Source organism: Herbiconiux oxytropis (assembly GCF_024979315.1).
GTDB lineage: Bacteria > Actinomycetota > Actinomycetes > Actinomycetales > Microbacteriaceae > Herbiconiux > Herbiconiux oxytropis.
This window is the reverse complement of sequence record NZ_JANLCK010000001.1, coordinates 493,481-518,171: the sequence shown is the minus strand read 5'-3', so window position 1 is coordinate 518,171 and position 24,691 is coordinate 493,481. Positions and strand designations below refer to the sequence as shown.

Here is a 24,691-nt window from a genome sequence, read left to right as displayed (position 1 = left end):
CGAACCAACGGGAGGGTGAAGAGCGGTCGGAGGCGCCCGTTCGGGGAGCTAGCGGGCGAGGAAGGCGGCGAGGCTCGAGGCGACGGCGTCGGAGACCGTGGCGGTGCCGCCGAGGACGACGATGCGGCTCGGGGCGAGGCGCCTGAGCTCGGCGGCGGTGGCGGCCGGGACTGAGTCGCGGGTGACGAGGAGCACGGGGGCGTGGTTCGCGACCGCCGTGGCCGAGGCCGAGAGGGCGTCGGGGAAGACCGCGCCGGATGCGACGTAGACGGTGCGCACGCGGGACGGCTCGAACGTGCGGGCCGAGACGGCCGCTGCGACGGCGTAGCGGTCGGTGCCGCCCACGCGGGTGGCCGGAGCCGTGCGGTCGAGCGCCGCGAAGGTGCTCGCCGAGACGGTGTTCGAGCCGCCGAGCACGAGCACGGAGTCGGCGTCGAGGCGGCCGAGCTCGGTGGCGATCGGCGCGGGCACCGAGTCGCGGGCGACGAGCAGCACGGGTGCGCCGTCGGCACCCGCGGCGGCGGAACCGGACAGGGCGTCGGGGAAGACCTGGCCGGAGGCGGCGTAGGCCACCCGGGGTGAAGCGTCGTCGAAGGTGCGCGAGGAGACGGCCGCCGAGACCGCGTAGCGGTCGGCGCCGCCGATGCGCACGACCTCCGCTCCCGTGGGGGCGAGCGAGGACACGACGGCTTCGGAGACCGTGGCCGGGCCGCCGAGGACGATGATGCGGTCGGGCGCGAGCCGGGAGAGCTCGGCCGAGACGTGTGCGGGGATCGCGTCGCGCGGCGTGAGCAGCACGGGGGAGCCCTCGGCTCCCGCTGCCGCGGAGGCCGAGAGGGCGTCGGGGAAGACCGCCCCGGAGGCGAGGTAGACGGTCGCGACCCCGGGCGCGAAGGTGCTCGCCGAGACGGCCGCCGAGACGGCGTAGCGGTTCTCGCCACCGATCCGCTGCACACCCGAAGGCGCCTCGAGCGCGGGCAGCCAGGAGTTGTTCGACATCAGCAGCATCGACTGCAGCGCGAGCGAGTCGGAGTAGTAGCCGGCGGCCGGGGCGGTGCGGATGGCCGTCCAGACCGCATCCACCCACCCCTGCCGGCGGGCGTCGGGCATCGCGCCGGCGCCGAACTGGGCGGTGAAGGCGAGGTCGCCGTAGGTCTGCAGCGGGGTGCCGTCGAGCTCGTAGCCGGCCCGCACGCGATCCGGGCGGCCGCCGGTGGCCTCGATGATCCACGAGCTCACGCGCCCCGTCGCGGCGCGGGAGGCAGCGTCGCCCACGAGGAGCGCGCTCGAGGCGAGACGCCAGGGGGTGCGCACGGCGTTCCAGTTGTGGTCGCCGTCGTAGGGCGACTCGAGGTAGCCGGGGGGTGCAGGCGCGGGCACCGTGTCGGTGTTCACGGCGAAGTCGGGGAGGAGGCCGGTGCCGGGGCTCGCCGTCTCCTGGAGCTCGGCGACGAGGGCCGAGCTCGCCCTGGCCACCTGGCCCCAGAACACGTCGCCGGTGGCGTTCTCGAACGCCGTGAAGTGGTCGACCATGAGGTCGGAGGTGCGCGTGCCGTAGAGGTAGCCGCTCTCGGCCGAGACCCAGTCGCCGAGCTCGGGCAGGAACGTCTGCGGGTTGATCGCGCTGCGCTTGAGGGCCGCGATGATGCGCAGGGCCTCGCCGGCGTAGTCGATGGTGCCGGCGGAGCCCCATTGCGTGTCGGCCAGCAGGAGGCCGAACGCGATGTCGAGGTCGCCGTCGGTGGCCGAGCTGTCGTTGCCGGGGATGCTCGCGCACGAGGTGCTCTGGTTCCAGGCCATGAGATCCGGATCGGTCGCGCTCGGATGCGCATCGGCATAGCGGAACAGCCCGTCGAACACGGTGCGCGCCTGGGGGTCGTGCCCGGCCATGAGTGCCGTGATCACCATCCCGTAGCCCTGGCCCTCCGACACCACCCTGGTGCCCGGTGCGGTGGAGCTCGAGGCGTCGACGTAGTAGCTCCCGGTGCCGCACCCGGCCCGCACGTACGCGGCCTTCCACCTGTCGTAGGCGGCAGCCGTGGCGGCGTCGGCGGCCGCGACCCCTCCCGGAGCCGCCGCGGCCCCCGCGGGGTGCACCACCGGATGCGTCCCGAACGGCCGCGCGGCCCCAGCGGCGGCCGCCTCCGGCTCCATCGCCGAAGCGCCCAGAAGGAGCGTGCACGCGGCAGCGATGGCTGCGGCTCGCAGGAATGTGGCTGCTTTCATCGGTGCCTTTCCTCTCGGGATGAGGCTAGCTCCCCGCCGCTCATCTCACCGGAACAAGAAATGAGGTATATTCAGCGACACGTCCTCTTCCAGCTTGGAGACCTATGCGACCCATGACGTTCGGTGCGATCGCCCTCGCGGTGATCACGGCGGCCACGCTCGTGTCGGTGCCCACGGTCGGCAGCTCTGCAGCCGTTCCCGGGGCCTCCCAGACCGTCCTCGTCAGCGCCACCGCTGCCGGTGCGGCCGGCGGGGCGGAGTCGTCGCGGCCGTCACTCTCGGCCGACGGGCGGTGGGTGGCCTTCGAGTCCGCGGCCGCCCTCACCGCCGTGCCGCACACCGTGGGAACGAAGCAGGTCTACCTGCGCGACGTGGCGAACGACACGACCACGCTGGTGAGCCGTGTCGGCGTCGTTTCGGCGTCCGCGGACGCCATCCGTCCCGTGGTGTCGAACGACGGACGCTACGTGGCCTACATCTCGGGGGCGGACAATCTCGGGCCACGCGGAGGGATCTCTCAGGCGGTCATCTGGGACCGGAACACGGGAGCGAACCGGGTCGTCACAATCAGCGCAGACCCGGTGCCCAATCAGGCGAACGCTCCGATTCAGGAACTCGACCTCTCTGCCGATGGCTCCACTGTGGTCGTGGCCACGCGGGCCACCAACCTGACGCCCGTGGACACGCGCGGCAAGACCCAGATCTATTCGATCGATCTGGCGACCGGGCGCACCACCCTTCTGAGCGCTGAGAAGTACGCACCAACGCCGGTCGGCGGCAACCTCGATTCGGCTGCGCCGTCGGTGGCCGATGACGGGAGGGCGACCGCTTTCGCCACCGCATCCGACCTGATCGCTCCAGGCATCAACCGTGGCCACTGGCAGGTCTACCTGCACACGAGGGGAGGGCTCTCGGAGGGCGTGCAACTCATCAGCTACGCGGTCGACACCAATGCCGGCGTCGAACAGGACGCTTACGCCCCGGACGTGTCCGGTGACGCGCGAGTGGTCGCGTTCGTCACCTCCGCTCGCGATGCGACCAGCGACACGACTGCCGGGACGGAGCAGGTCTACGTCAGATCGGTCGATTCAAGTCGCACCCGGTTGGCGAGTTACAGTGCGCGCACCGGCGAGGGAGCGGATCGTGCCAGCGGTGCACCGGTGCTGTCGCGATCCGGGGATGTCGTGGTCTTCGAGTCGGAGGCTTCCGACCTCACCGATGCGGGGGTCCCGGGGTCCGTCCAGGTGTACCGACGGGATCTGAGGAACGGAAAGCTCGATCTGCTGAGCGCCTCTCTCGTGGGTGATGCGGGGGACGACCACGCCGTGGCGCCGAGAGTCAGCGCGGATGGCACGATCATCGCGTTCCAGTCGGCCGCTGCGAACCTCACCGACCCGTCAGCGCCGGGGGTCAGCCAGGTCTACCTCCGCAACGCACGCCGTGCGTCGGAGCTGGTTCGATTGAGCGCCGAGGACCGCTACGGAGTGTCAGCGCGGATATCAGCCGTATCGTTCGCCCCGCACGTCGACACCGCCTATGTGGCGTCCGGCCTCGCCTTCGCCGATGCGCTCACAGGCTCGGCGGCGGCCGGTTTCGAACGGGCACCCGTTCTTCTGGTGAGAAAGGACGGCATCCCGCCCGCGATCGCCGATGAACTGCGGCGCCTGAAGCCGAGGAGGATCGTCATCCTCGGAGGCGAGAGCTCGGTGAATGCAGCGACGGAGCTCAGCCTCAAGGACTTCGCCGGTCAGGTGGCCAGGGTTTCCGGAGCTGACCGCTACGAAGTGGCTTCCGTCCTCTCGTCACTCGTGTTCAAGCCGGAATCGAGTGGCCAGGGCGTCGCGTACCTCGCATCAGGGGCCGTCTTCCCTGACGCCCTGTCGGGTTCTGCGGTCGCCGGCGTCCAGGGGGGCCCGGTGCTCCTCACGACGAAGGATTCCGTGCCTGATCTGGTGATGGCCGAGCTGCGTCGGTTGAAGCCGAAGACCATCGTGGTGCTCGGTGGGCGCAACACGGTGTCCGACGCCGTGCTCGCGCAGGTGCGTGAACTCGGTGCAGACGTCTCGAGAGCCGGAGGAGCGGATCGCTACGAGGTCTCCGCCAACGTCTCACACTGGCTTCTCAAGAGCACGGCAGGCGAAACGGTCTACATCGCGTCGGGGCAGAAGTTCCCTGACGCTCTATCGGGGGCGCCCGCGGCGATCCGTGACGGCTCGCCCGTGCTGCTGGTGTCGTCGGCGAGCATCCCCGGCCCGGTCGCGGACGAGCTGGCGAGGCTGCGGCCGCGGCGGATCGTCGTGCTGGGCGGAGAACAGACGATCTCCGAACCGGTCGTCGCCGCGCTGCGGGCCTATGTGGCGAAATGACCCTGTCGGTCACCGGCCTCGCCCGCCTGCGGACGCCGCCGGAGGAGGGTGAGGCGGCTGGCGAGGCGGGCTGCGGCGGGGAGGGAGCGGACCTCGGCGAGGAAGGCGGCGGGGTCGGCCTCGGTGACGAGGTAGGTGGGGATGTCGGCGTCTGCCAGCACGTCGATGGCCGCGAGGAAGCGGAGGCGGCCGGAGCGCGAGGCGCGGGAGAACGTGGGGACGGCCGTGACGACCCAGCGCTCGCCGAAGCGGCGGGACCAGTCGATGTACTCCATCGTGGAGAGCGGATGCTCGCACAGCTCCGCGAACGACACCCACAGCTCGCCGGGACGGGCCGCCTCGACCGCGAACCGCCGGCCGCCCACGGAGAGCTCGGTGCGCTCATCCGGTGAGGGTGCTCGGAGGCCCTCGTTCGAGAGCTGGGAGGACGTCAGCCACGCACCTGAGCGGAAGCCCGAGCCGTGCTCGGAACCGGGGTGGGCGAGGGCACGGTAGTCGACGGGTCCCGCCAGCTCCGCGACGTCCATCCGCTCGAGGATGAGGCGGATGCCCGGCTCGAAGACGCGATGCCAGACCGGATCGGGCAGCAGATCCTGCGGCGCCGAGTTCGACGACACCAGGAACGCGACACCGCGCTCGCCGAGGTGCTCGAGCAGTCGCGTCATGAGCGTGGCGTCGCCCGGGTCACCGATCTCGAGCTCGTCGAAGACCAGGAGCGGCGCCCCGCCCACGAAGCCGTCGACCGCGTGGTCGAACGCCTCCCGCTCGAGCCGTGCGCGATCGCCCTCGCTCGCCACGCGGTACTCGTGCATGCGGCGGTGCAGCTCGTCGAAGAACGTGTGGGAGTGCACGCGTCGGGCGGTGCCCTCCGGCAGCGCCCGCACGAACGCGTCGAGCAGCCAGGTCTTGCCCCGGCCCACCCGGCCCCAGACGTAGACGCCGGTCGCCGTCTCCTGCTCACCCGCCTCGGGGGCGGGGGCAGATGCAGAAGCGGGTGCACCGGCACTCCCCTCGAGCTCGCGGGCGAGGCGCACCAGTCGCGACAGCACCACGAGCTGACCCGGGCCGAGCTCGAAACCGGCACGGCGGGCGTCGTTCTGCACGAGCTCGGCGAGGGAGCGGGAACTGATCGCGGCGCCCGTCAGAGCGCGCCGCGGCGGGGGAGGGGGCGGTGCAGGTACTGCACGTCGATCGTATGGTCGGCGAAGCCGAGCGATCGGTAGAGCGCGACGGCGCGCTCGTTGTCCCCGTCGACGTAGAGGGCCGCGTGCGTGCAGCCGCGCTCCTCGAGGCGTGCGAGCCCCGCGTTCATGAGCGACCGCCCGAGCCCGCGGCCTGCCTGCCCCTCGTCGACGCCGATCACGTAGATCTCGCCCACGCGGGTGTCGTTCGGCTCGACCTTCAGCCAGTTGTAGGCCACCAGCGCACCGTCTGCGTCGCGCAGCAGCAGGAAGTCGTCCGGGTCGAACCACGGCTCCGAGAGCCGGAACAGCAGGTCGTCGCGGGTGAGCGAGCCCTGCTCGTCGTGCTCGGCGAAGACCCGGGCGTTGAGGGCGACCCAGTCGTCGACATCCGGGCCGCCGCGGAAGCCCGTGAGCGAGTAGCCCGACGGCAGCACGACCTCGCCGGGTGCCGCGGTACCCGCTCCGAGCTCGCGTCGCAGCTGCAGCAGAGTGCGGATGGCCTCGAACCGGTGCGTCTTCGCCAGCCGGCGGCTCGCGGGGTGGTCCCCGTGCGCCCACGCCCTGAGCGCATCCGGAGCCCCGGCGCCCGCGCCGGACCCGGCCCCGGTCGGTGCCGGCGGATTCTTCAGCACGATCTCGAGCAGCTGCCGGCCGAGGCCCTCGCCCCGCCACTCCGGATCGATCACGAACTCGAGCTCGCCCTGCCCCACGATGGCCGCCCCCGCGACGGCGACCCCGCCTTCGGCGATGCGCCGCTCGGCGAGCAGCAGCGAGCGGGTGCCCTTGCCGATGTCGATGAGCGCCTGGTCGTTGAACGGCGGCTGCCCGTCGACGAGCGCCGCGCGCGCCACGAGCCGGAGGAAGGGCTCGCGCGCCTCGTCGGGACTACTGACCGAGAGTGTGAGCGAGCCGCTCATTGTCGTCCTCGAAGAAGTTGAAGCGGTAGCCGACGTTCCGCACGGTACCGATCAGCGATTCGAGGTCGCCGAGCTTGGCCCGCAGTCGCCGCACGTGCACGTCGACCGTGCGGGTTCCGCCGAAGTAGTCGTAGCCCCACACCTCGCTCAGCAGCTGCTCGCGCGTGAAGACGCGGGAGGGGTGCATGGCGAAGAAGCGGAGCAGCTCGAACTCCTTGAACGTGAGGTCGAGCGGCCGGCCGTGCACCCGGGCCGAGTAGCTGGCCTCGTCGATGACCACGCCCGAGGCCTGGATCTTCGACGTCGACTGATCCTGCACCTGGCGCCCGATGGCGAGCCGGATGCGCGTGTCGACCTCCGCGGGCCCCGCCGACTCGAGCACCACATCGGCCGCGCCCCACTCGGCGCTCACCGCGGTGAGCCCGCCTTCGGTGAGGATGAGCACGACGGGGACGCCGATGCCGGTGGTGCTGAGGATTTTGCAGAGCGAACGTGCGGAGGCGAGGTCGTGGCGGGCGTCGACGAAGATGAGGTCGCTGTTCGGGGTGTTCACGAGCTGCGAGGCTTCCGCCGGGATCTGGCGTGTGCGGTGACTCAGCAGAGAGAGCGCGGGCAACACCTCTCGGTCGACCGCAGAGGTCAGGATCAACAACTGCGCCACGTAAGATCCTCCAGAGAACGCCTGCGGTACATACTAGTCGGGCAGAATGGCGGGTATGAGTCTGCTCATGAGAAGCGTAGTCCCGGTCTGGATCCTCACGATCATCGGGGTCGTCGCCGTGGGAGTCTTCGTCTCGGCTCCGAGCTACCTCGTCTTCCTCCCCGTGGTGCTCGGGGCAGCCCTCGTGGTGACCTTCGGCATCCAGCTCATCGTTCCGGTGCGGAAGGGCTTCGTGAACCGCGTCTCGGCGAGCCTCGGTGGCGCCGTGCTCATCCTCGCCCTCGCCACCGTCGTGCTCGGTCCCCTCGCGTTCGCCGCGAGCGCTAGGATCTAAGCCATGTCCTACGTTGCGCTCGAACTCCTGTTCATCGGCCTCCTCGGGCTTGCGTCTCTCGCAATCGCCTGGGTCTCCGGGGTCGTCGTCTACAAGCTCTTCCGCGGCCAGCGCTGATCCGCTGCCCGGCTGGAGACCGCCCGTGATCGAGATCCCCACCGGCCTCCCGGCCGAACTCGTCCCCCTCTCCTGGCTCATCGGAGTATGGGAGGGCACAGGCGTGCTCGACTACACGATCGGGGAGGGCGAGTCGGCCGAGCGGGTCTCGCGGGAGTTCGGCCAGCGCGTGAGCTTCAGCCACGACGGCCTGCCCTACCTCAACTACAGCTCCTACACGTGGCTGCTCGGCGACGACGGCAATGACGGCGACGACGCCGACGCCGACGCCGACGCACACGATGTCGTCGCACACGATGCCGACCGACAGGCCGGAGACGGCGATGAGCCCGCATCGGCACGCCGCCCCATCGAGCCCCTCACCGCCGAGACCGGTTACTGGCGCCTCAGCCGCCTGCACATCGAGGGCGACGTCGGCCCGGGCATGCTCCCGGGCGTCGGCCCCCGCCCCTTCAACACCGCTCAGTCGGTCGAGGCCCTCCGCAATTCCGCCGAGGGCTTCGACATCGAGGTCTCGATCGTGCACCCCACCGGCGTGAGCGAGCTCTACCTCGGCCAGGTGAAGGGCCCGCGCATCGACCTCGCGACCGACGCCGTGGTGCGCACCCGCACCGCCAAGGAGTACGCGGCCGCCACGCGCATCTACGGTCTCGTCGACAACCACCTGCTCTGGGCCTGGGACATCGCGGCGCTGGGGCAGGACCTCCGCACCCACGCCTCCGCCCGCCTGGCGAAGGTCGACTGAGCCGCGTGAGCGAGTTCGCGGCAGCACCCGAGACACCGGCAGAGCCCCTGCCGGCTCCCTTCGCCACCTCGGCCCTGCTCTCCCTGCCGGGGGCGGTCGCCGGCTCCGGTGCCGACGCCGGCGTCGCGGCGCACTACGGCAACCCGCTCGGTGAACAGCGGATGCTCGACGCGGCACGCTCGGCCGGCACCGGCACCGGCACCGGTGGCGAGGGCGCGACGGAGATGCCGCGCGATGCCGGTGCCCCGGTGATCGTCGACCTCTCCGACCGCGGAGTCATCTCGGTCACCGGCCCCGACCGCCTCAGCTGGCTCGACTCGGTGACGAGCCAGAGCATCCGCGGCCTCGCCCCGTTCGAGTCCGCCGAGACCCTGCTCCTCTCGGCGAACGGCCGCATCGAGCACGCCATCCGGGTGCTCGACGACGGCGAGACCGCCTGGCTGCTCGTCGACTCGGGCGAGACGGAGGCGCTCGAGACCTGGCTGCAGCGCATGCGCTTCATGCTGCGGGTCGAGATCGCCGATCGCTCGGCCGAGTTCGCCACCGTGGGCTGGCTCGCGGCGGGCCCGCAGGGAGAGGCTCCGGCAGCGCTCGCGGCGGTGGCCGCCGCGGCCCCGGCTCCCGGTGCCGACACCCCGCAGCTGCTCACCTGGGCCGATCCGTGGCCCGAGGTCGTGACCGGCGGCGTGCAGTACGCGCAGACCGATGAGCATCCTGGCGCCGACTGGTGGTGGCGCGAGACCCTCGTGCCGCGCTCGGAATTCGGAATGCTCGCCACCGCGGTGCTCCGGGGAGAGCTCCGCATCGCGGGTACCCTCGCGGCCGAGGCCCTGCGGGTCGCGGCCTGGCGCCCGCGGCTCAGCACCGAGGTCGACGACCGTACCATCCCGCACGAGCTCGACTGGATGCGTTCCGCCGTGCACCTCTCGAAGGGCTGCTACCGCGGCCAGGAGACCGTCGCGAAGGTGCACAACCTCGGCCACCCGCCGCGTCGCCTGGTGCTGCTGCACCTCGACGGCTCCGAGGGAGCGCTCCCCGCTCCGGGCGACGAGGTCGCGGTGGCCGGAGCCGACGACGCCACCGGAACCCTCACCACGGTCGCCCTGCACCACGAGTGGGGGCCCATCGCCCTCGCCGTCGTGAAGCGGCAGCTCGACCCGGCCGCCGACCTCCGGGTGCGCTCCGCCTCGGGCGAGATCGCTGCGAGCGCCGACGAGATCGTGTCTCCGGATGCCGGTGCCGCGGTGGGTCGCGTGCCGCGCCTGCCGCGACTGGGCGCCCGCAAGACCCGCTGACGCCGGTGCCCGACGCCGGGCGCTTCGGCGCCGAGGTCCGATCCTCCTTCGACCGGGTGGGCTCGAGTCTCCCCGCCATCGTGCAGCTCGTGGTCGCCGCGACGGTGGCCTACTCGGTGGCCCACTTCGTGCTCGGGCACCAGTACCCCATCGCCGCGGTGATGGTGACGCTCTCGAGCCTCGGGCTCGTGCTCGACGCGCGCCCGCGCCGGGTGCTGGAGCTCGCGCTGGCCGTGACGGTGGGGATCGCGGTGAGCGAGGTCATCCTGCTCGCCACGGGCCAGGGACTCTGGCAGTTCGCGCTCACCATCCTCGCCGCCCTCGTGGTGACGCGGCTGCTCTCACCGGTGCCCGGGCTGCCGATCCTCGCAGCTGTGCAGGGATCGCTCGTGGCGCTCATGCCGCTGCCCGAGGGCGGGCCGTTCACCCGCACGGTCGACGCTCTCGTCGGTGGGGCGGTCGCGATCGCCTGCACGGCCCTGCTGCCGCGTGACCCGCGACGTGCCGCCCGGCGGGAGGCGCTGAAGTTCTTCAGCGCGTTCAACGCGATCGCCGCCTCCCTCGTGACGGTCGTGCGGATCGGCGACAGGGCGACGGCCGAGATGGTGCTCGGGCGCGCCCGCGACACCCAGGGCCTGATCGAGCAGTGGCGTGCCTCGCTCGACTCCGCCGCGGCGGTGGCCCGCATCTCGCCGTTCCTCCGCCGACACCGCGCCGAACTCGCGGCGCTGCAGGTTATGCAGCTCCACATGGACCACGCCACCCGCAACCTCCGCGTCGTGACCCGCCGGCTGAGCGTGCTCCCCGGCGACCGTGCGAGACCCGAGCTCGCCGAGGTGCTCGCGGGCATCCAGAGCGCCACCTCGATGCTCGCGCAGAGCATCGACCGGCCAGAGCTGCGGCCCGTGGTGCGGCAGAGTCTCGTGCTGATCGCCATCACGCTCGACCCGAGGAGCCTCATCCCGGGGCAGCCCTACTCCGAGGCGTCGATCGTGGTCTCGCTGAGGCCCCTCGTGCTCGATCTCCTGGCGGCGAGCGGCATGCCGATCGACGACGCCAGGCGGACGCTCCCCGACATCACGACCTGAGGTTCCGGCCGCGGCTCACTCCGAGGCTCGGCCCGCGGCGCCTCGTGCGGCCGCTACGAACGCCTCGATCCGAACCGGGTCCTTGACCCCGCGAGCGCTCTCCACACCGCTTGAGACGTCGACGCCGGACGGCTCGAAGAAGCGGAAGAGCCGCGCGGCGTTCTCGGGGGTGAGCCCGCCGGCGAGCAGCCAGAACCCCTCGGGCCGCCGGCCCAGCTCGGTCTCGTCGAAGGTGACGCCGGCACCCGGCTCGGCGGCGTCGATGAGCAGGCGGTACGCCCCGAGGGCGCTCCGGCGGGCCTCGGAGAGACCACCGAACGCGCTGGCCGACAACGCGCGGAAGGGGCGGAGGCCTTCGTCGACGAGGCGCCGGAGGTCGTCGTCGGGCTCCGAGCCGTGCAGCTGCACGGTGCCCACGCCGGCGGCACGCGCGATCCCGATCACCTCGTCGATCGGCTGGTCGCGGAAGACCCCGACGGTCTCGACGGTCTCGGGGACGTCGGCGACGAGGCGCGCCGCGAGCCCGGGGTCGACGGTGCGCGGGCTGCCGGGTGCGAAGACGAACCCCACGGCATCGGCCCCGGCGTCGACGGCGGTGCGCACGGTCTCGGGGGTGCTCAGGCCACAGATCTTGATGTACACGGTGTCGCCTCTCAGGATGCGGGTGCCGGTGCGGGCGCGGGGCTTCGGCCGAGGCGGCGGACGGCCTCGAGCACCCGGAGCACGTCGGGCCGATCCTCGCCGACGCGCCACGCGAGTTCCAGGGGGAGTGTGACACCGGAGGAGATCGGGATCGCCTCGATCCCCGGCGCGGTGACGGCGGCCGACGACTCGGGGAGCAGACCGAACGCGCGGTTCTCCGCGATCAGGTACGAGCGGCTGCCGATGATCCGGGGCCGGCCCACCAGCACGTAGGGGTCGAGGCCGTCGGCCGCGCACGCTGCGAGCAGGAAGTCGTAGTAGGCGGCGCTGCGCTCACGAGGCCAGAGCAGCAGGGGCAGGTCGCCGAGTTCGGCGAGAGCGACCGAGGGCGAACCGGCGAGCGGATGCCGTGTGCTGAGTGCCACGAGGAGCCGCTCGCGGCGGAGGACCTCGGTGCGGAACGCCGGGCCCGGTTCGAGGAAGCGGCCGATGCCGATGTCGGCCTCACTCGAGGCCAGCGCCCGCTCGATGTCACCGGTCTCCACGGCGAGGTCGTCGATCACGATCCCGGCGAGATCGTCTTCGGCGGCCCTCAGCAGGCGCGGCACGAACTCGTTCATGGCGCTCGGACTCGCCGCGAGCCGCACCCGCCCCGAGCGCGCCCGGCCGGCAGCCGCCGCGGCCTGGGCGAAATCACCCGCAGACGCCAGGAGAGCCCTGGCGGTCGGGAGAAGGGCGGCGCCGGCCGCCGTGAGGGCGACGGATCGGGTGGACCGGTCGAAGAGGGCGAGGCCCAGCCGCTGCTCGAGCCGCCGCACCTCCTGGCTCACGACCGACTGCGAGACGAAGAGCGAGTCGGCCGCCCGCCCGAAGTGGAGCCGCGTCGCGACGGCGTGGAACGCCTCGACCTGTCGCAGCGAGAATTCCATAGCCTCAGCCTATCAATCGACGTCACTGTCAGCTTGATGCGATCGAGCGCCGGCTCGTAGTGTGGGAGCACGCTTTCGGATGAAGGAGACACCACCGTGCCCGCAGAATTCCTCGCGATCTCAGACGAGGTCCGCGCCGCCGTCGCCGACGGGCGCCCCGTGCTGGCCCTCGAGTCCACCATCTTCACCCATGGCCTGCCCCGCCCGCGCAACGTCGAGGTCGCCCTCGAGGCCGAGGAGCGCGTGCGTGCCGCAGGCGTCGTGCCTGCCACCATCGGCCTCGTCGACGGCGTGCCCACGGTCGGCCTCTCGACCGACGAGATCGAGCGCCTCTCGAACGACGACGCCGTCGTCAAGGTGAGCCTCCGTGACATCCCCGTCGCCTCGGCCAAGAAGCTCAACGGCGGCACCACGGTGGCCGCCACGGCGTACCTCGCCACGCTCGCCGGCGTGCGGGTGTTCTCCACGGGCGGCCTCGGGGGTGTGCACCGCGGTGCCGAGACCACCTTCGACGAGTCGGCCGACCTCGGCACCCTCGCCACCCTGCCCCTCGTGGTGGTGAGCGCGGGCGTCAAGTCGATCCTCGACATCCCGCTCACTCTCGAGCGCCTCGAGACCCTCAACCTCGCCGTGGTGGGCTACCGCACGACCGATTACCCGGGCTTCTACATCTCCGACTCCGGCTACGACATCGAGTACTCGGTCGACAGCCCTGAGGAGATCGCGCGGGTCGTCGCGGCCCGCGACGCCCTCCGGATCGCCTCGACCCTCCTGGTGGCGAACCCGGTCGCGGCCGACAAGCAGCTCGACCCCGCCGTGCACGACTCCGTGCTCGCCGAGGCCCTCGCCGCAGCCGAGGCGGCGGGCATCTCGGGCAACGAGACCACGCCGTTCCTGCTCGACTTCGTGCAGCGCACGACCGGCGGAGCGAGCCTCGACGTGAACGTCGAGGTCTATCGAGGCAACGTGGCGCTCGGCGCGCAGATCGCCGTCGCGCTCACGGCCTGAGATCCGCGATACCGTAGTGCCATGAAGATGCGAAAGCTCGTTCCGCTCACGGTCGCCACCCTCGCCGCAGCCTTCGCGCTGACCGGCTGCACCGTCACCGGCCCCACCGAGAACTTCTCGGGCCTGCCGGACGAGGAGCACATCGTGACCGAGAGCGAGGGCGGCGAGGACTCGGGTCTCCAGGCCTTCTGGCTGCACGAGGGGGCGCAGATCGGCGTCTCGATCTCCGGCAGTTCCACCTGCCCCGTGATCGGCTCCAAGATCTCCATCGTCGAACCCGAGGGCGAGGGCAACACCGTCGAGATCGCGACCGTGCCGCTGCCGGCCGACCAGCCCTGCACCATGGACTTCGTGCCGCACACCTCGGTGTTCTGGACCCCTGACTTCGTCACCACCACCGAGCCGCTCACGGTGCGCGTCGGCGACCAGGAGGTCGAGCTCCCGATCAAGTAGCGGGGGCCACCGAGCTCCACGGCAGTGTGAGCTCTCCCAGCCGCTGCCGGCGCTTCGTCGTCTGCACGGGCCAGCCCGCCGCGGCGAGTGCGGCCAGGGTCGCGAGCCAGCGCTGCACGGGGCCGTAGGTCCCGAGGCTCGCATTGTGCTGCCAGAACCGGTCGAGATCGACGAGCAGCCGGTGCACGGGCTCCCCGGGCACGTTGCGGTGGATGAGCGCCTTGGGCAGGCGTTCGGCCACGATCGACGGATGCTCGAGCCCCGTCAGGCGGAGCGACAGGCTGAAGGTCTGCGGCCCGCCGTGACCCACGACCACCCAGCTGCTCACCCGGCCGACCTCGTTGCAGGTGCCCTCGACGAGCACGCCCCCGGGCTGCAGCCGGGAGACCATGAGCTCCCACGACTCGGCCACCTGCGACTCGTCGTACTGCCGCAGCACGTTGAAGGCGCGGATGACGGCCGCTTTGCGGCCCGCGGGCAGCGGCACCTCGAAGCCGCCGAGCGCGAAGTCGACCGACGCGTCCCGGGCGAAGGTCGTGCGGCCGTCCCGCACCTCCTTCAGCTGCGCGGTGGCCGTCGCCACCCGTTCCGGCGCGATCTCGAGCCCGCGTACGTGCACGTCGGGCCGCACGGCGGCGAGGCGCGCCTGCAGCTCGAAGGCGGTGACACCGCTCGCGCCGTAGCCGAGGTCGACCACGAGCGGGTCCGTCGTGCGTCGTAGCACCGGGAGCGTCGTGATGAAGCGGTCGACCCGGCGAAGCCGGTTGGTGTTCGTCGTTCCCCGGGTCACGGCACCGATAGGCATGCCCCCAATAGTATGGAGGCATGCCCAATGAGCCCTACACCCTCATCCTCCTGCGCCACGGCAACAGCGAGTGGAACCAGAAGAACCTGTTCACCGGATGGGTCGACGTCGATCTCTCGGAGCAGGGCGTCGGCGAGGCCACCCGCGCCGGCGAGCTGCTCGCCGCATCCGGAACCCTGCCCGACGTGCTGTACACGTCGCGCCTGACCCGAGCCATCCGCACCGCCGAGCTCGCCCTCGCCGAGGCCGGCCGCTCCTGGATCGACGTCAAGCGCTCGTGGCGGCTCAACGAGCGCCACTACGGCGCCCTGCAGGGCAAGGACAAGGCGCAGACCCTGGCCGAGTACGGCCCGGAGCAGTTCCAGACCTGGCGGCGTTCGTTCGACGTGCCGCCGCCCCCCATCGACGACGCCGACCCCTACTCGCAGGTCGGCGACCCGCGCTACGCGGACCTCGGCGACGACGTGCCTCGCACCGAGTGCCTGAAAGACGTCATCGAGCGGATGCTGCCCTACTGGGAGTCCGACATCCAGCCCGACCTCGCCCTCGGCAAGACGGTGCTCGTCACGGCCCACGGCAACTCGCTGCGTGCGCTCGTGAAGCACCTCGACGGCATCTCCGACGACGACATCGCCGAGCTCAACATCCCCACCGGCATCCCGCTCGTCTACAAGCTCGACGAGTCGTTCGTGCCCGTGGGCCCCGCCGAGTACCTCGACCCGGAGGCCGCCGCCGCCGGGGCCGCCGCGGTCGCCGCGCAGGGCAAGAAGTAACACCGTGACCGAGTCGACAACGGCGTCGATGAGGGCCGCGATCTGGGAGGGCACGTCGAGCGCCCTCACGGTCGAGACCGTTCCGGTTCCCGAGCCCAAGGCGGGGGAGGCCCTGCTGCGGGTCGCCGCCTGCGGGGTCTGCCACACCGACCTGCACGTCATGAAAGGCGAGGTGGCGTTCCCTGCACCCGCCGTGATGGGGCACGAGGTCAGCGGCACCATCGTGTCGTTCGGGGGCGACGTCGACGGCCGGGAGCCGGCCTCCGAATCCGATCTCGCCGTCGGCGACCGGGTGGTCGGCGCGTTCATCATGCCGTGCACGCGCTGCGAGCCGTGCCTCGAGGGCCGCGACGACATGTGCGAGGTGTTCTTCGGTGAGAACCGGCTGAAGGGCAACCTCTTCGACGGCACCTCCAGGCTCACCCGCGCCGACGGCAGCCGACTCTCGATGTACTCGATGGCGGGCCTTGCCGAGTACGCGGTGGTGCCGGTGTCCGCGCTCGCGAAGCTGCCCGACGGCGTGCCGCTCGAGGAGGCCGCCGTGCTCGGCTGCGCCGCCTTCACCGCCTACGGAGCCGTGCAGAAGTCGGGCCTCACCGCCGGCCGCTCGATGGCCATCGTGGCGACCGGCGGGATCGGCTCGAGCCTCATCCAGGTGGGGCGCTGGGCCGGTGCGCATCCGATCATCGCGATCGACGTCGATGACGACAAGCTCGCCGCCGCCCGGGAGCTCGGTGCCGACGTCGTCATCAACTCCCGCACCGAGGATGCCCTGGCGCGGGCACGCGAGGCCACCGGCGGCAAGGGGGTGCACGTCGCCTTCGAGGCGCTCGGCCGCCCAGAGACCTTCGAGCTCGCCGTGTCGCTCCTGCGCGAGGGCGGGCGGATGGTCGCCGTCGGCATCGCCGCGGGTGCGGCGACGGCGGCCGTGCCGATCACGCCGCTCGTGCGCCGCGGCCAGGAGATCGTGGGCTCGTTCGGAGCCCGAACGCGTCAGGATCTCCCCGAGGTGGTGCGCATGGCGGCCGAAGGCGGCTACGACGTCCAGGACGCCGTGACCCGGCGGTTCCCGCTCGAAGAGGCGGGGGAGGCGTTCGCGCTGCTGGATCGCGGGGGCATCAAGGGCCGGGCGATCGTCGTCATGTCACCCGAGTCCTGAGTCCGACCCGCCGCTCACACCACGAAGCCCCCGGGCCCGCTGAGGGCGCCGGGGGCTTCGTCGGTGAACGCGTGGTTACGCGTTGGAGCTGCTGCTCGGCCACTCACCTGTGGCCAGGTACTGCACCTTCTTGGCGATCGACACCGCGTGGTCGGCGAAGCGCTCGTGGTAGCGGCTCGCGAGCGTGACGTCGACCGTGTCGACCGCCTCGCCCTTCCAGTGCGCGCCGAGCACGGCGTCGAAGACGCTCACGTGCAGCTCGTCGATCTGGTCGTCGTCGTTGCGGATCTCATCTGCCAGCTGCACGTCCTCCGTCTTCAGGAGCACCGTGAGCTTCTTGGCGATCTCCACGTCGAGCCGGCCCATCTCTGAGAACGTCTGGCGCAGGCTCTTCTTCACCACCTTGTCGGGGTAGCGGTAGCGGGCCAGCTGAGCGATGTGCTCGGCGATGTCCCCCATCCGCTCGAGTGAGGCGCTCACGCGGAGGGCCGTCACGACGATGCGCAGGTCGCGGGCGACCGGCTGCTGCAGCGCCAGGATGCTGATGGCGAGCTCGTCGAGACTCGCGGCGAGCGAGTCGATCTTGGGGTCTTCGGCGATGACCGTCTCGGCCAACGTGACATTCGACTCATTGAACGCCGTGGTGGCGTTCGTGATGGCGACGGTCACGAGCTCGGAGATCTCGACGAGACGCTCTTGAACCTCGCGCAGCTCTTGCTGGAATACCTCACGCATGCGTGCAGGGTCCTTTCTTCGGTACGGCCATCCTCACCGGAGGAGGTTAACGCGAGGTGCCGCGGAGTTGAACAGTCGACGAAGCGGCGGGCTCGCGCCCCTCCGTGGGGATCCCGAGGGTCGGCGACTCATTAGTGTAGTGCGTATGGAAACAGGCTGGTTGGTGCTGTTGTCTCTGGCACTCGGCCTCTTCGTCGGCGCAGGATTCGTGATCCTGCTCCACATGGCTGAACGACGGGGAAACGACGCGGTCACCGCCGTCTCGAGCGGTGTGCCCGACGGAGTCGACCACATGATCGACGCCCTCGACTTCGCGGGCCTCGTGCTCGACCCCTCGAACAACGTCGTCAAGGCCTCCGAGACCGCCTACACCTACGGCCTCGTCGCGAACGGGCTCCTTGTGCACGAGGAGATGCTCCGGTTCGTCGCGCGGGTGCGCACCACGGGCGACTCCGTCAACGAGGAGATCACGCTCGCCCGCGGCCCGTTCGGTGAGGCCATCATCCATCTCGACGTGCAGGTGGCCCGGCTCGGCGCCCGCTACATCCTCGTGCTCGCCGAAGACCGCACCGAGGCCTACCGCCTCGAAGAGGTGCGTCGTGACTTCATCGCGAACATCAGTCATGAGCTCAAGACGCCCATCGGTGCCATCTCGCTGCTGGCCGAGGCGCTCGAGCCGGCCTCGGACGACCCCGAGCAGGTGCGCCGGTTCGCTAAGCGCATGGGCACCGAGGCCACCAGGCTCACCCAGATCACCCGCGAGATCATCGAGCTCTCGCGGCTGCAGTCGACCGACGTGCTCGCCTCGGCGAAGCTCCTCGACATCGACGCCATCGTGTCGGCGGCCGTCGACCAGAATCACGTGGTGGCGGATGCGCGGGGCATGAAGATCGCGGTCGGCGGCTCCAGGAAGGTCAAGGTGATGGGCGACGAGACGCTGCTCACCCTCGCCCTCAACAACCTCATCGCCAACGCCGTGCAGTACTCTCCCGACGGATCGCGGATCGGCGTGGGCGTGCACCACGGCGACGGCGTGGTCGAGCTCGTGGTCACCGACCAGGGCATCGGCATCCCCGAGGACGACCTGCGGCGCGTGTTCGAGCGCTTCTTCCGCGTGGACCAGGCGCGCTCGCGCAACACCGGCGGCACCGGCCTCGGCCTCAGCATCGTCAAGCACGTGGTGCAGAACCACGGGGGCGACATCCGCGCCTGGTCGCAGATCGGGCAGGGCAGCACTTTCACCATCCGGTTACCCGAAGCCACGGCCGAGACGGCCGCCTCGCGAGGAGAGAAACAACGATGACGCACATCCTGCTGGTCGAAGACGAGGCCGCGCTCAGCGAGCCGCTGAGCTACCTGCTGCGCCGCGAGGGCTACGGGGTGACCGTCGCACCCGACGGCCCGAGCGCCCTCAGCGAGTTCGAGCGCGGGGGAGTCGACATCATCCTGCTCGACCTCATGATCCCGGGCATCCCCGGCACCGAGGTGTGCCGCGAGATCCGCACCCGGTCGCAGGTGCCGATCATCATGCTCACCGCGAAGGACTCCGAGATCGACATCGTGGTGGGGCTCGAGCTCGGGGCCGACGACTACGTCACCAAGCCCTATTCCACCCGCGAGCTGCTCGCGCGCATCCGGGCCGTGATGCGCCGGCAAGTCGAGGCCGTCGACGCCGCCGAGCCCCTGCTCGCAGCGGGTCCGGTGACGATGGACGTGGAGCGGCACACGGTGTCGGTCGACGGCAAGGAGGTGGCGATGCCGCTGAAGGAGTTCGAACTGCTCGAGCTGCTGCTGCGGAACTCCGGCCGTGTGCTGACCCGGGGGCAGCTGATCGACCGGGTGTGGGGGTCGGACTACTTCGGCGACACCAAGACGCTCGACGTGCACATCAAGCGCATCCGCTCGAAGATCGAGACGACGCCGTCAGAGCCTGCGCTGCTCGTGACCGTGCGCGGGCTCGGTTACCGCTTCGAGGGGTAGCCGGGCGGGCGGCTCCGGCTACTGGACCGGCTCGACGACCTCGGGCTGGGGGCTCTCAGTGGCCGGGGCCTCGGGGTCCACCAACACGTCGGCGGGTGCGTCTCCGGGCGTGGGGGTCGGCGTCGGCGTCTCCGTGGGTGTCGGTGTCGGCGCGAGGCCCGTGTACTCGGGCAGCGAGGTGTTGAGCACAGGCACGAGCACCTCGGCGCCCTCGGCGTCGCCCGCCTGGAAGTAGATCGGGAAGAGGCTGCCGGGCTCGGAGATGTTCGAGAGCAGGATGTCTTCGCGGTCGGAGTCGCCGAAGCTCGTGATGGCGCCACCACCGGCGACAGAGACGGTCTGGGTCACTCGCTCGCCGGTCTCGCCGTCCGCGTACTGCACCGTGATACGGGCGGCCTGGTCGCCCGTGTTGACGAACGAGATGAGGAGGCTGCCGAGCGTGCCGTCCTCGCTGATGACGATGGCGTTGCGGATGGCGACGTCGCCGATCTTCGCATTCACGCCGTCGGAGGCCTCGACGATCTTGGTGGTCGCCTGAGGGGTGACGAACGCGCATCCGGCCGTGCCGGTCACGATCAGGGCACCTACTAGAACGGATGCCGCGAACCGAGCTCTCACAAGACCCTCCAGAGTCGTCGACGCTTTGACATCAGCCTACAACGGGCGCGCGTTCGGCGGCTGGTTAGGCCACCCTTACCACATAGCCCCTGTGGTATCCTAGAGGTCACGGAAGGACATCCATTCATGCTTTTTGAGGTTGGCGAAACTGTCGTTTACCCCCACCACGGAGCCGCGACCATCTCCGAAGTCAAGACCCGGGTCATCAAGGGCGAAGAGAAGATCTACCTCAAACTCCGTGTGACGCAGGGCGACCTCACCATCGAGGTGCCGGCCGACAACGTCGATCTCGTCGGTGTGCGCGACGTCATCGGCCGTGAGGGTCTCGACAAGGTCTTCGAGGTCCTCCGTGCCCCCTTCACCGAGGAGCCCACCAACTGGTCGCGCCGCTACAAGGCCAACCTCGAGAAGCTCGCGTCGGGCGATGTCATCAAGGTGAGCGAGGTCGTGCGCGACCTGTGGCGCCGCGATCAGGATCGCGGACTGTCGGCGGGGGAGAAGCGCATGCTCGCGAAAGCCCGCCAGATCCTCATCTCCGAGCTGGCTCTCGCCGAGAAGACCGATGAGGAGAAGGCCTCGCTGGTGCTCGACGAGGTGCTGGCCTCCTAGCCACTCCCGACGTGTCGTCGCCCGCCCCGTCGATCGGGGTCGTCGTCGTCGCGGCCGGATCCGGCACACGGCTCGGCCGCGCGACGCCCAAGGCGTTCGTCGAGGTCGCCGGGCGCAGCATCCTGTCGTGGGCGATGGATTCCGTGCGCGGAATATCCGAGCCCATCGAGCTCGTGGTGGTCGTGCCCGCGGCTCTCGTCGAGGCCGCCCGCTCGCAGCTCGCGTCGCTCGGACTGCCGTTCGCGGCGGTCGCGGGCGGCACCACCCGGCAGCAGTCGGTGCAGGCCGGACTGTCGGTGCTCGGCGACGGAGTCGATGTCGTGCTCGTGCACGACGCCGCGCGCCCGTTCACGCCGGTCGAGGTGTTCGAGCGTGTGATCGCGGCGGTGCGATCGACGGGGTCGGGAGTCATCCCCGGCCAGCCGGTGATCGACACGATCAAGGGGGTCGACAGATCGGGCCTCGTGCTCGAGACGGTCGACCGGTCGCGCCTCACCGCCGTGCAGACGCCGCAGGGGTTTCCTCGCGCTCAGCTCGCGGAGGCCTATGAGCGGGCCGTCGAGGACGTGACCGACGACGCGGCGCTCGTGCAGCAGCTCGGGGGCAGTGTGTCGGTGGTCGCCGGCGATCCGCTCTCGTTCAAGATCACGACCCCGCACGACCTCGAGCACGCCGAGGAGCTGGCCGCCCGCACCGCGGGTGCCGACTCGGCCGGGAGCAGCATGATGCGCATCCGCACGGGCATCGGCGTCGATGCCCACGCCTTCTCCTCCTCTTCTCCCACCTCCTCCGGTGAGGGCGGCGGTGAGCTCTGGCTCGCTGGTCTGCACTGGCCGGGCGAGCGGGGTCTTGCCGGCCACAGCGACGGAGACGTCGTGGCCCACGCCATCTGCGACGCCCTCCTCTCCGCCTCGGGCCTCGGCGACCTCGGCTCCTGTTTCGGCACCTCCGACCCCGAGCTCGCGGGCGCCCACGGCGAGGTCTTCCTCCGCCGCACCCTCGCCCTCCTCACCGAGTCCGGCTTCACGGTGGTCAACGTGGCGGTGCAACTCGTCGGCAACCGCCCCCGCTTCGCCCCCCGCAAGCCCGAGGCCGACGCCCTCCTCACAGCCCTCCTGGGAGCCCCCGTCGCCGTCTCCGCCACCACCACCGACGGCCTCGGCTCCCCCGGCAGAGGCGAGGGCCTCACCGCCATAGCCACGGCCCTCCTCCTGGCCCCCCGCTAGCCCCCTCCCCCACCGCCCGGCGGCACAAGCCCGCACGAGTCCCCACGCAACGGGCCCTACTCGCCGACCCAAGGTGGCACCGACGCCGCCGGATGCCGCGCAGCGCCATCCGACGACGCCGGCGCCACATGTCGCCCGCGCCGCAGAGGCGGCGGCGCGGTGGAAGCACCCCACATGTCGCCCGCGCCGCAGAGGCGGCGGCGCGGTGGAAGCACCCCACATGTCGCCCGCGCCGCAGAGGCGGCGGCGCGGCATTAAGATGACACAGTGACCCTCCGCCTCCACGACTCGAAGGCCCGCGCCCTCCTCGACTTCACCCCGCTCGTCGCCGGGCAGGTCGGGATCTACGTGTGCGGCCCCACGGTGCAGTCCTCCCCGCACATCGGCCACCTCCGTTCGGCGCTCGTCTACGACCTGCTGCGGCGGTGGCTGGCGTTCAGCGGCTACGACGTGACCTTCGTGCGCAACGTCACCGACATCGACGACAAGATCCTGGTGAACGCCGCCGAGAGCGCGGCCGCGGGCAGCCCGGAGCAGTGGTGGGCGCTGGCCTACCGGATCGAGCTCGAGTTCACGGCCGCCTACAACGCGATCGGCGTGCTGCCGCCCACCTACGAGCCTCGCGCCACGGCGTCGATCCCCGAGATGCAGGAGATCATCCAGCGCCTCATCGACGCCGGTCACGCCTACGCCACGGATGACGGCACCGGCGACGTCTACTTCGACACCGCCTCCTGGTCGCTGTACGGCGAGCTCACCCACCAGAAGCTCGACGACATGGCGCCCGCCACCGACTCCGACTCCCGGGGCAAGCGCGACGTGCGCGACTTCGCGCTCTGGAAGGGACACAAGGAGGGCGAGCCGCAGTCGGCTGCGTGGCACAGCCCGTGGGGCTCCGGCCGGCCCGGCTGGCACATCGAGTGCTCGGCGATGTCCACGAAGTACCTCGGGTCGCGGTTCGACATCCACGGCGGCGGGCTCGACCTGCGCTTCCCGCACCACGAGAACGAGCTCGCGCAGTCGCACGCCGCCGGCGACCCGTTCGCCAACTACTGGCTGCACAACGGCCTGGTCTCCATCACCGGCCAGAAGATGTCGAAGTCGCTCGGCAACTCGATCTTCGCGGCCGAACTCATCGCATCCGCCCGCCCCGTGGTGCTGCGCTACTACCTCGGCGCAGCGCACTACCGCTCGACGCTCGAGTACCACGACGGAGCACTCGAGGAGGCCGAGGCCGCCGTCTCGCGCATCGAGGGCTTCCTCGAGCGCGCCGAGCGCCGCCTCGCCGGCACCCGCTTCGCCGGCACGGCCGAGCTCACGGTGCCGCAGGAGTTCCGCGAGGCGATGGACGACGATCTCAGCGTGCCCCAGGCCATCGCCGTCATCCACGAGACCGTGCGCCGGGGCAACGCTGCTCTCGACGACGAGGACTTCGCGCTCACCGCCTCCCTCCTCGGCGAAGTGCTCGCGATGACCGACGTGCTCGGCATCAACCCCCTCGCGCCCGAATGGGCCACTGGCAAGGACGACGTCGCCGAGCGCGCACTCGCTACGCTGGTCGAAAGCCTCGTCTCCGACCGGGAGACGGCACGCAAGACCCGCGACTTCACCACCGCGGACCGCATCCGGGATGAACTCGGACAGGCCGGAATCTCGATAGAAGACACGCCCACAGGCGCGCACTGGAGTCTCGATGGCTAAGAATTCAACCGGCCGCCCCTCACGGGCCGGCGCTGTCCGCAGAGGAACGAAGGGCGCCAAGGCCGTCGGCTCGGGCGGCCAGGGCCGCCAGGCCCTCGAGGGCAAGAAGCCCACGCCCAAGGCCGAGGACCGGCCGTACCACCCCGCCGGCAAGGCCAAGGCGGCGCGCGAGCGCTTCGCCGCGGCCGGTGGCAAGGGCCGTCCCGGCGCGCGCTCCGCGGGCGACCGCTCGCGCGACGACGCCCAGGGCGGTCGCCCCGCTCCGGCCCGTCGGGTCAAGAAGGCCGACGACAGCGAGATCGTGACCGGCCGCAACTCGGTGGTCGAGGCGCTCCGCGCGAAGATCCCCGCCACCGCGCTCTACGTCGCTTTCCGGGTGGAGGTCGACGAGCGCGTCAAGGAGGCGCTCTCGCTCGCCACCAAGCGCGGCATCCCCGTCATGGAGGTCATGCGGCCAGAGCTCGACCGGCTCTCCGGCCACGACGCCGTGCACCAGGGGCTCGCGCTCAAGGTGCCGCCGTATGAGTACGCGCACCCCGAGACCCTTCTCGACCAGGTGCAGCGCCGGGGCCAGAAGCCCCTGTTCGTGGCCCTCGACGGCATCACGGATCCGCGCAACCTCGGTGCCATCATCCGCTCGACGGCCGCGTTCGGCGGGCAGGGCGTCATCGTGCCGCAGCGCCGCTCGGTGGGCGTCACCGCCTCGGCCTGGAAGACCTCGGCGGGCGCCGCGGCCACCACTCCCGTCGCGATGGCCTCGAACCTCACCCAGACGCTCAAGGCATTCAAGGCCGCCGGTGTCTTCGTGGTGGGACTCGACGGCGGGGGAGACACGGATCTGCCTGGCCTCGACTTCGCCGACGGGCCGATCGTGGTCGTCGTCGGCAATGAGGGCAAGGGCCTCTCGCGCCTGGTCACCGAGACCTGCGACGCCATCGTCTCGATCCCGATCTCGTCGGGCACGGAGTCGCTGAACGCCGGCATCGCCGCCTCGGTCACGCTCTACGAGATCGCGCGTCAGCGCGGAGAGAAGAAGGCCACCAAGGCCGCGTCGAAGGCCGCTGCCTACGCGGCGAAGGTGGAGGCCGAAGGGGCCTCCACCACCGACGCCTAGCGGTAC

24 protein-coding genes are annotated in these 24,691 nt (G+C 71.0%); 15 read left to right on the top strand and 9 right to left on the bottom strand.

Annotated features, from left to right (window positions below):
* Positions 1-48 precede the first annotated feature (48 nt).
* Complete coding sequence (locus N1028_RS02535; RefSeq protein ID WP_259525194.1) at positions 49-2,226, bottom strand: glycosyl hydrolase family 8; 2,178 nt, start codon at positions 2,224-2,226, stop codon at positions 49-51.
* Positions 2,227-2,567: 341 nt separating this feature from the next.
* On the opposite strand from N1028_RS02535, the gene N1028_RS02530 reads away from it, so the two are divergent.
* A complete protein-coding gene (locus N1028_RS02530; RefSeq protein ID WP_259525193.1) occupies positions 2,568-4,592 on the top strand; it encodes a cell wall-binding repeat-containing protein in 2,025 nt (674 codons plus the stop codon).
* Here the strand turns inward: N1028_RS02530 and zapE are convergent.
* From zapE to N1028_RS02515, 3 genes are read right to left on the bottom strand one after another with little or no spacing between them, the layout of a single operon-like run.
* Positions 4,577-5,695 (bottom strand): cell division protein ZapE, encoded by a 1,119-nt coding sequence (gene zapE, locus N1028_RS02525; RefSeq protein WP_259525192.1) that lies wholly within the window; start codon positions 5,693-5,695, stop codon positions 4,577-4,579. The two genes, N1028_RS02530 and zapE, sit on opposite strands and share 16 nt — an antisense overlap.
* Positions 5,696-5,733: 38 nt before the next feature.
* Positions 5,734-6,693 carry a mycothiol synthase gene (gene mshD, locus N1028_RS02520; protein WP_259525190.1) on the bottom strand — a complete coding sequence of 320 codons (960 nt, stop codon included), beginning with the start codon at positions 6,691-6,693 and terminating at the stop codon, positions 5,734-5,736.
* Positions 6,662-7,354: a response regulator transcription factor gene (locus tag N1028_RS02515; protein WP_259525189.1), complete on the bottom strand. Its 693-nt coding sequence runs from the start codon at positions 7,352-7,354 to the stop codon at positions 6,662-6,664. The genes mshD and N1028_RS02515 overlap by 32 nt, the downstream gene beginning before the upstream one ends.
* A gap of 67 nt (positions 7,355-7,421) precedes the next feature.
* On the opposite strand from N1028_RS02515, the gene N1028_RS02510 reads away from it, so the two are divergent.
* The 4 genes from N1028_RS02510 to N1028_RS02495 all read left to right on the top strand — a co-directional run bounded on the left by N1028_RS02510 (position 7,422) and on the right by N1028_RS02495 (position 10,933).
* Positions 7,422-7,688 carry a hypothetical protein gene (locus N1028_RS02510; protein WP_259525188.1) on the top strand — a complete coding sequence of 89 codons (267 nt, stop codon included), beginning with the start codon at positions 7,422-7,424 and terminating at the stop codon, positions 7,686-7,688.
* A 142-nt stretch (positions 7,689-7,830) separates the two neighbouring features.
* Positions 7,831-8,550, top strand: coding sequence for a nitrobindin family protein (locus N1028_RS02505; protein WP_259525187.1), 720 nt, complete (start codon positions 7,831-7,833; stop codon positions 8,548-8,550).
* Between the two features lie 5 nt (positions 8,551-8,555).
* Positions 8,556-9,845 carry a CAF17-like 4Fe-4S cluster assembly/insertion protein YgfZ gene (ygfZ, locus tag N1028_RS02500; protein ID WP_259525186.1) on the top strand — a complete coding sequence of 430 codons (1,290 nt, stop codon included), beginning with the start codon at positions 8,556-8,558 and terminating at the stop codon, positions 9,843-9,845.
* A gap of 5 nt (positions 9,846-9,850) precedes the next feature.
* Positions 9,851-10,933, top strand: coding sequence for an FUSC family protein (locus tag N1028_RS02495; protein WP_259525185.1), 1,083 nt, complete (start codon positions 9,851-9,853; stop codon positions 10,931-10,933).
* Positions 10,934-10,948: 15 nt separating this feature from the next.
* Here the strand turns inward: N1028_RS02495 and N1028_RS02490 are convergent, their stop codons facing one another.
* Complete coding sequence (locus N1028_RS02490) at positions 10,949-11,575, bottom strand: phosphoribosylanthranilate isomerase (protein WP_259525184.1); 627 nt, start codon at positions 11,573-11,575, stop codon at positions 10,949-10,951.
* Between the two features lie 11 nt (positions 11,576-11,586).
* Positions 11,587-12,504 carry a LysR family transcriptional regulator gene (locus tag N1028_RS02485; protein WP_259525183.1) on the bottom strand — a complete coding sequence of 306 codons (918 nt, stop codon included), beginning with the start codon at positions 12,502-12,504 and terminating at the stop codon, positions 11,587-11,589.
* Positions 12,505-12,600: 96 nt separating this feature from the next.
* On the opposite strand from N1028_RS02485, the gene N1028_RS02480 reads away from it, so the two are divergent.
* Together N1028_RS02480 and N1028_RS02475 are read left to right on the top strand one after the other, a co-directional pair.
* Positions 12,601-13,512, top strand: a complete 912-nt coding sequence (locus N1028_RS02480; RefSeq protein ID WP_259525182.1) for a pseudouridine-5'-phosphate glycosidase — start codon at positions 12,601-12,603, stop codon at positions 13,510-13,512.
* Between the two features lie 21 nt (positions 13,513-13,533).
* The gene (locus tag N1028_RS02475; protein WP_259525181.1) at positions 13,534-13,965 is read left to right on the top strand and encodes a hypothetical protein; all 432 of its coding nucleotides are present in this window, start codon (positions 13,534-13,536) and stop codon (positions 13,963-13,965) included.
* Here the strand turns inward: N1028_RS02475 and N1028_RS02470 are convergent.
* Positions 13,958-14,770 (bottom strand): class I SAM-dependent methyltransferase, encoded by an 813-nt coding sequence (locus N1028_RS02470; protein WP_259525180.1) that lies wholly within the window; start codon positions 14,768-14,770, stop codon positions 13,958-13,960. The two genes, N1028_RS02475 and N1028_RS02470, sit on opposite strands and share 8 nt — an antisense overlap.
* A 20-nt stretch (positions 14,771-14,790) precedes the next feature.
* On the opposite strand from N1028_RS02470, the gene N1028_RS02465 reads away from it, so the two are divergent.
* Both N1028_RS02465 and N1028_RS02460 read left to right on the top strand, forming a co-directional pair.
* Entirely contained in the window at positions 14,791-15,543 is a 753-nt protein-coding gene (locus tag N1028_RS02465; protein WP_259525179.1) for a phosphoglyceromutase, read from the top strand.
* A gap of 4 nt (positions 15,544-15,547) precedes the next feature.
* Complete coding sequence (locus N1028_RS02460; RefSeq protein WP_259525178.1) at positions 15,548-16,702, top strand: zinc-binding dehydrogenase; 1,155 nt, start codon at positions 15,548-15,550, stop codon at positions 16,700-16,702.
* A gap of 75 nt (positions 16,703-16,777) precedes the next feature.
* Here N1028_RS02460 and phoU read toward each other — a convergent pair whose 3' ends face one another.
* The gene (phoU, locus tag N1028_RS02455) at positions 16,778-17,437 is read right to left on the bottom strand and encodes a phosphate signaling complex protein PhoU (protein ID WP_259525177.1); all 660 of its coding nucleotides are present in this window, start codon (positions 17,435-17,437) and stop codon (positions 16,778-16,780) included.
* A gap of 223 nt (positions 17,438-17,660) precedes the next feature.
* Between phoU and N1028_RS02450 the strand changes: the two genes are divergently transcribed.
* Both N1028_RS02450 and N1028_RS02445 read left to right on the top strand, forming a co-directional pair.
* Positions 17,661-18,740: a sensor histidine kinase gene (locus N1028_RS02450; RefSeq protein WP_310795560.1), complete on the top strand. Its 1,080-nt coding sequence runs from the start codon at positions 17,661-17,663 to the stop codon at positions 18,738-18,740.
* Positions 18,737-19,417, top strand: coding sequence for a winged helix-turn-helix domain-containing protein (locus N1028_RS02445; RefSeq protein ID WP_259525174.1), 681 nt, complete (start codon positions 18,737-18,739; stop codon positions 19,415-19,417). The genes N1028_RS02450 and N1028_RS02445 overlap by 4 nt, the downstream gene beginning before the upstream one ends.
* Before the next feature lie 18 nt (positions 19,418-19,435).
* On the opposite strand, the gene N1028_RS02440 is transcribed toward N1028_RS02445, so the two are convergent.
* Positions 19,436-19,990: a DUF5018 domain-containing protein gene (locus tag N1028_RS02440; RefSeq protein WP_259525173.1), complete on the bottom strand. Its 555-nt coding sequence runs from the start codon at positions 19,988-19,990 to the stop codon at positions 19,436-19,438.
* Positions 19,991-20,161: 171 nt separating this feature from the next.
* Between N1028_RS02440 and N1028_RS02435 the strand changes: the two genes are divergently transcribed.
* From N1028_RS02435 to rlmB, 4 genes are all read left to right on the top strand, one after another.
* Entirely contained in the window at positions 20,162-20,644 is a 483-nt protein-coding gene (locus N1028_RS02435; RefSeq protein WP_066040922.1) for a CarD family transcriptional regulator, read from the top strand.
* A gap of 11 nt (positions 20,645-20,655) precedes the next feature.
* Positions 20,656-21,870, top strand: a complete 1,215-nt coding sequence (gene ispD / locus N1028_RS02430; protein ID WP_259525172.1) for a 2-C-methyl-D-erythritol 4-phosphate cytidylyltransferase — start codon at positions 20,656-20,658, stop codon at positions 21,868-21,870.
* 267 nt (positions 21,871-22,137) lie between these two features.
* Positions 22,138-23,571: a cysteine--tRNA ligase gene (cysS, locus tag N1028_RS02425; RefSeq protein WP_259525171.1), complete on the top strand. Its 1,434-nt coding sequence runs from the start codon at positions 22,138-22,140 to the stop codon at positions 23,569-23,571.
* Positions 23,564-24,685, top strand: coding sequence for a 23S rRNA (guanosine(2251)-2'-O)-methyltransferase RlmB (rlmB, locus tag N1028_RS02420; RefSeq protein WP_259525170.1), 1,122 nt, complete (start codon positions 23,564-23,566; stop codon positions 24,683-24,685). The genes cysS and rlmB overlap by 8 nt, the downstream gene beginning before the upstream one ends.
* Positions 24,686-24,691: the final 6 nt, after the last annotated feature.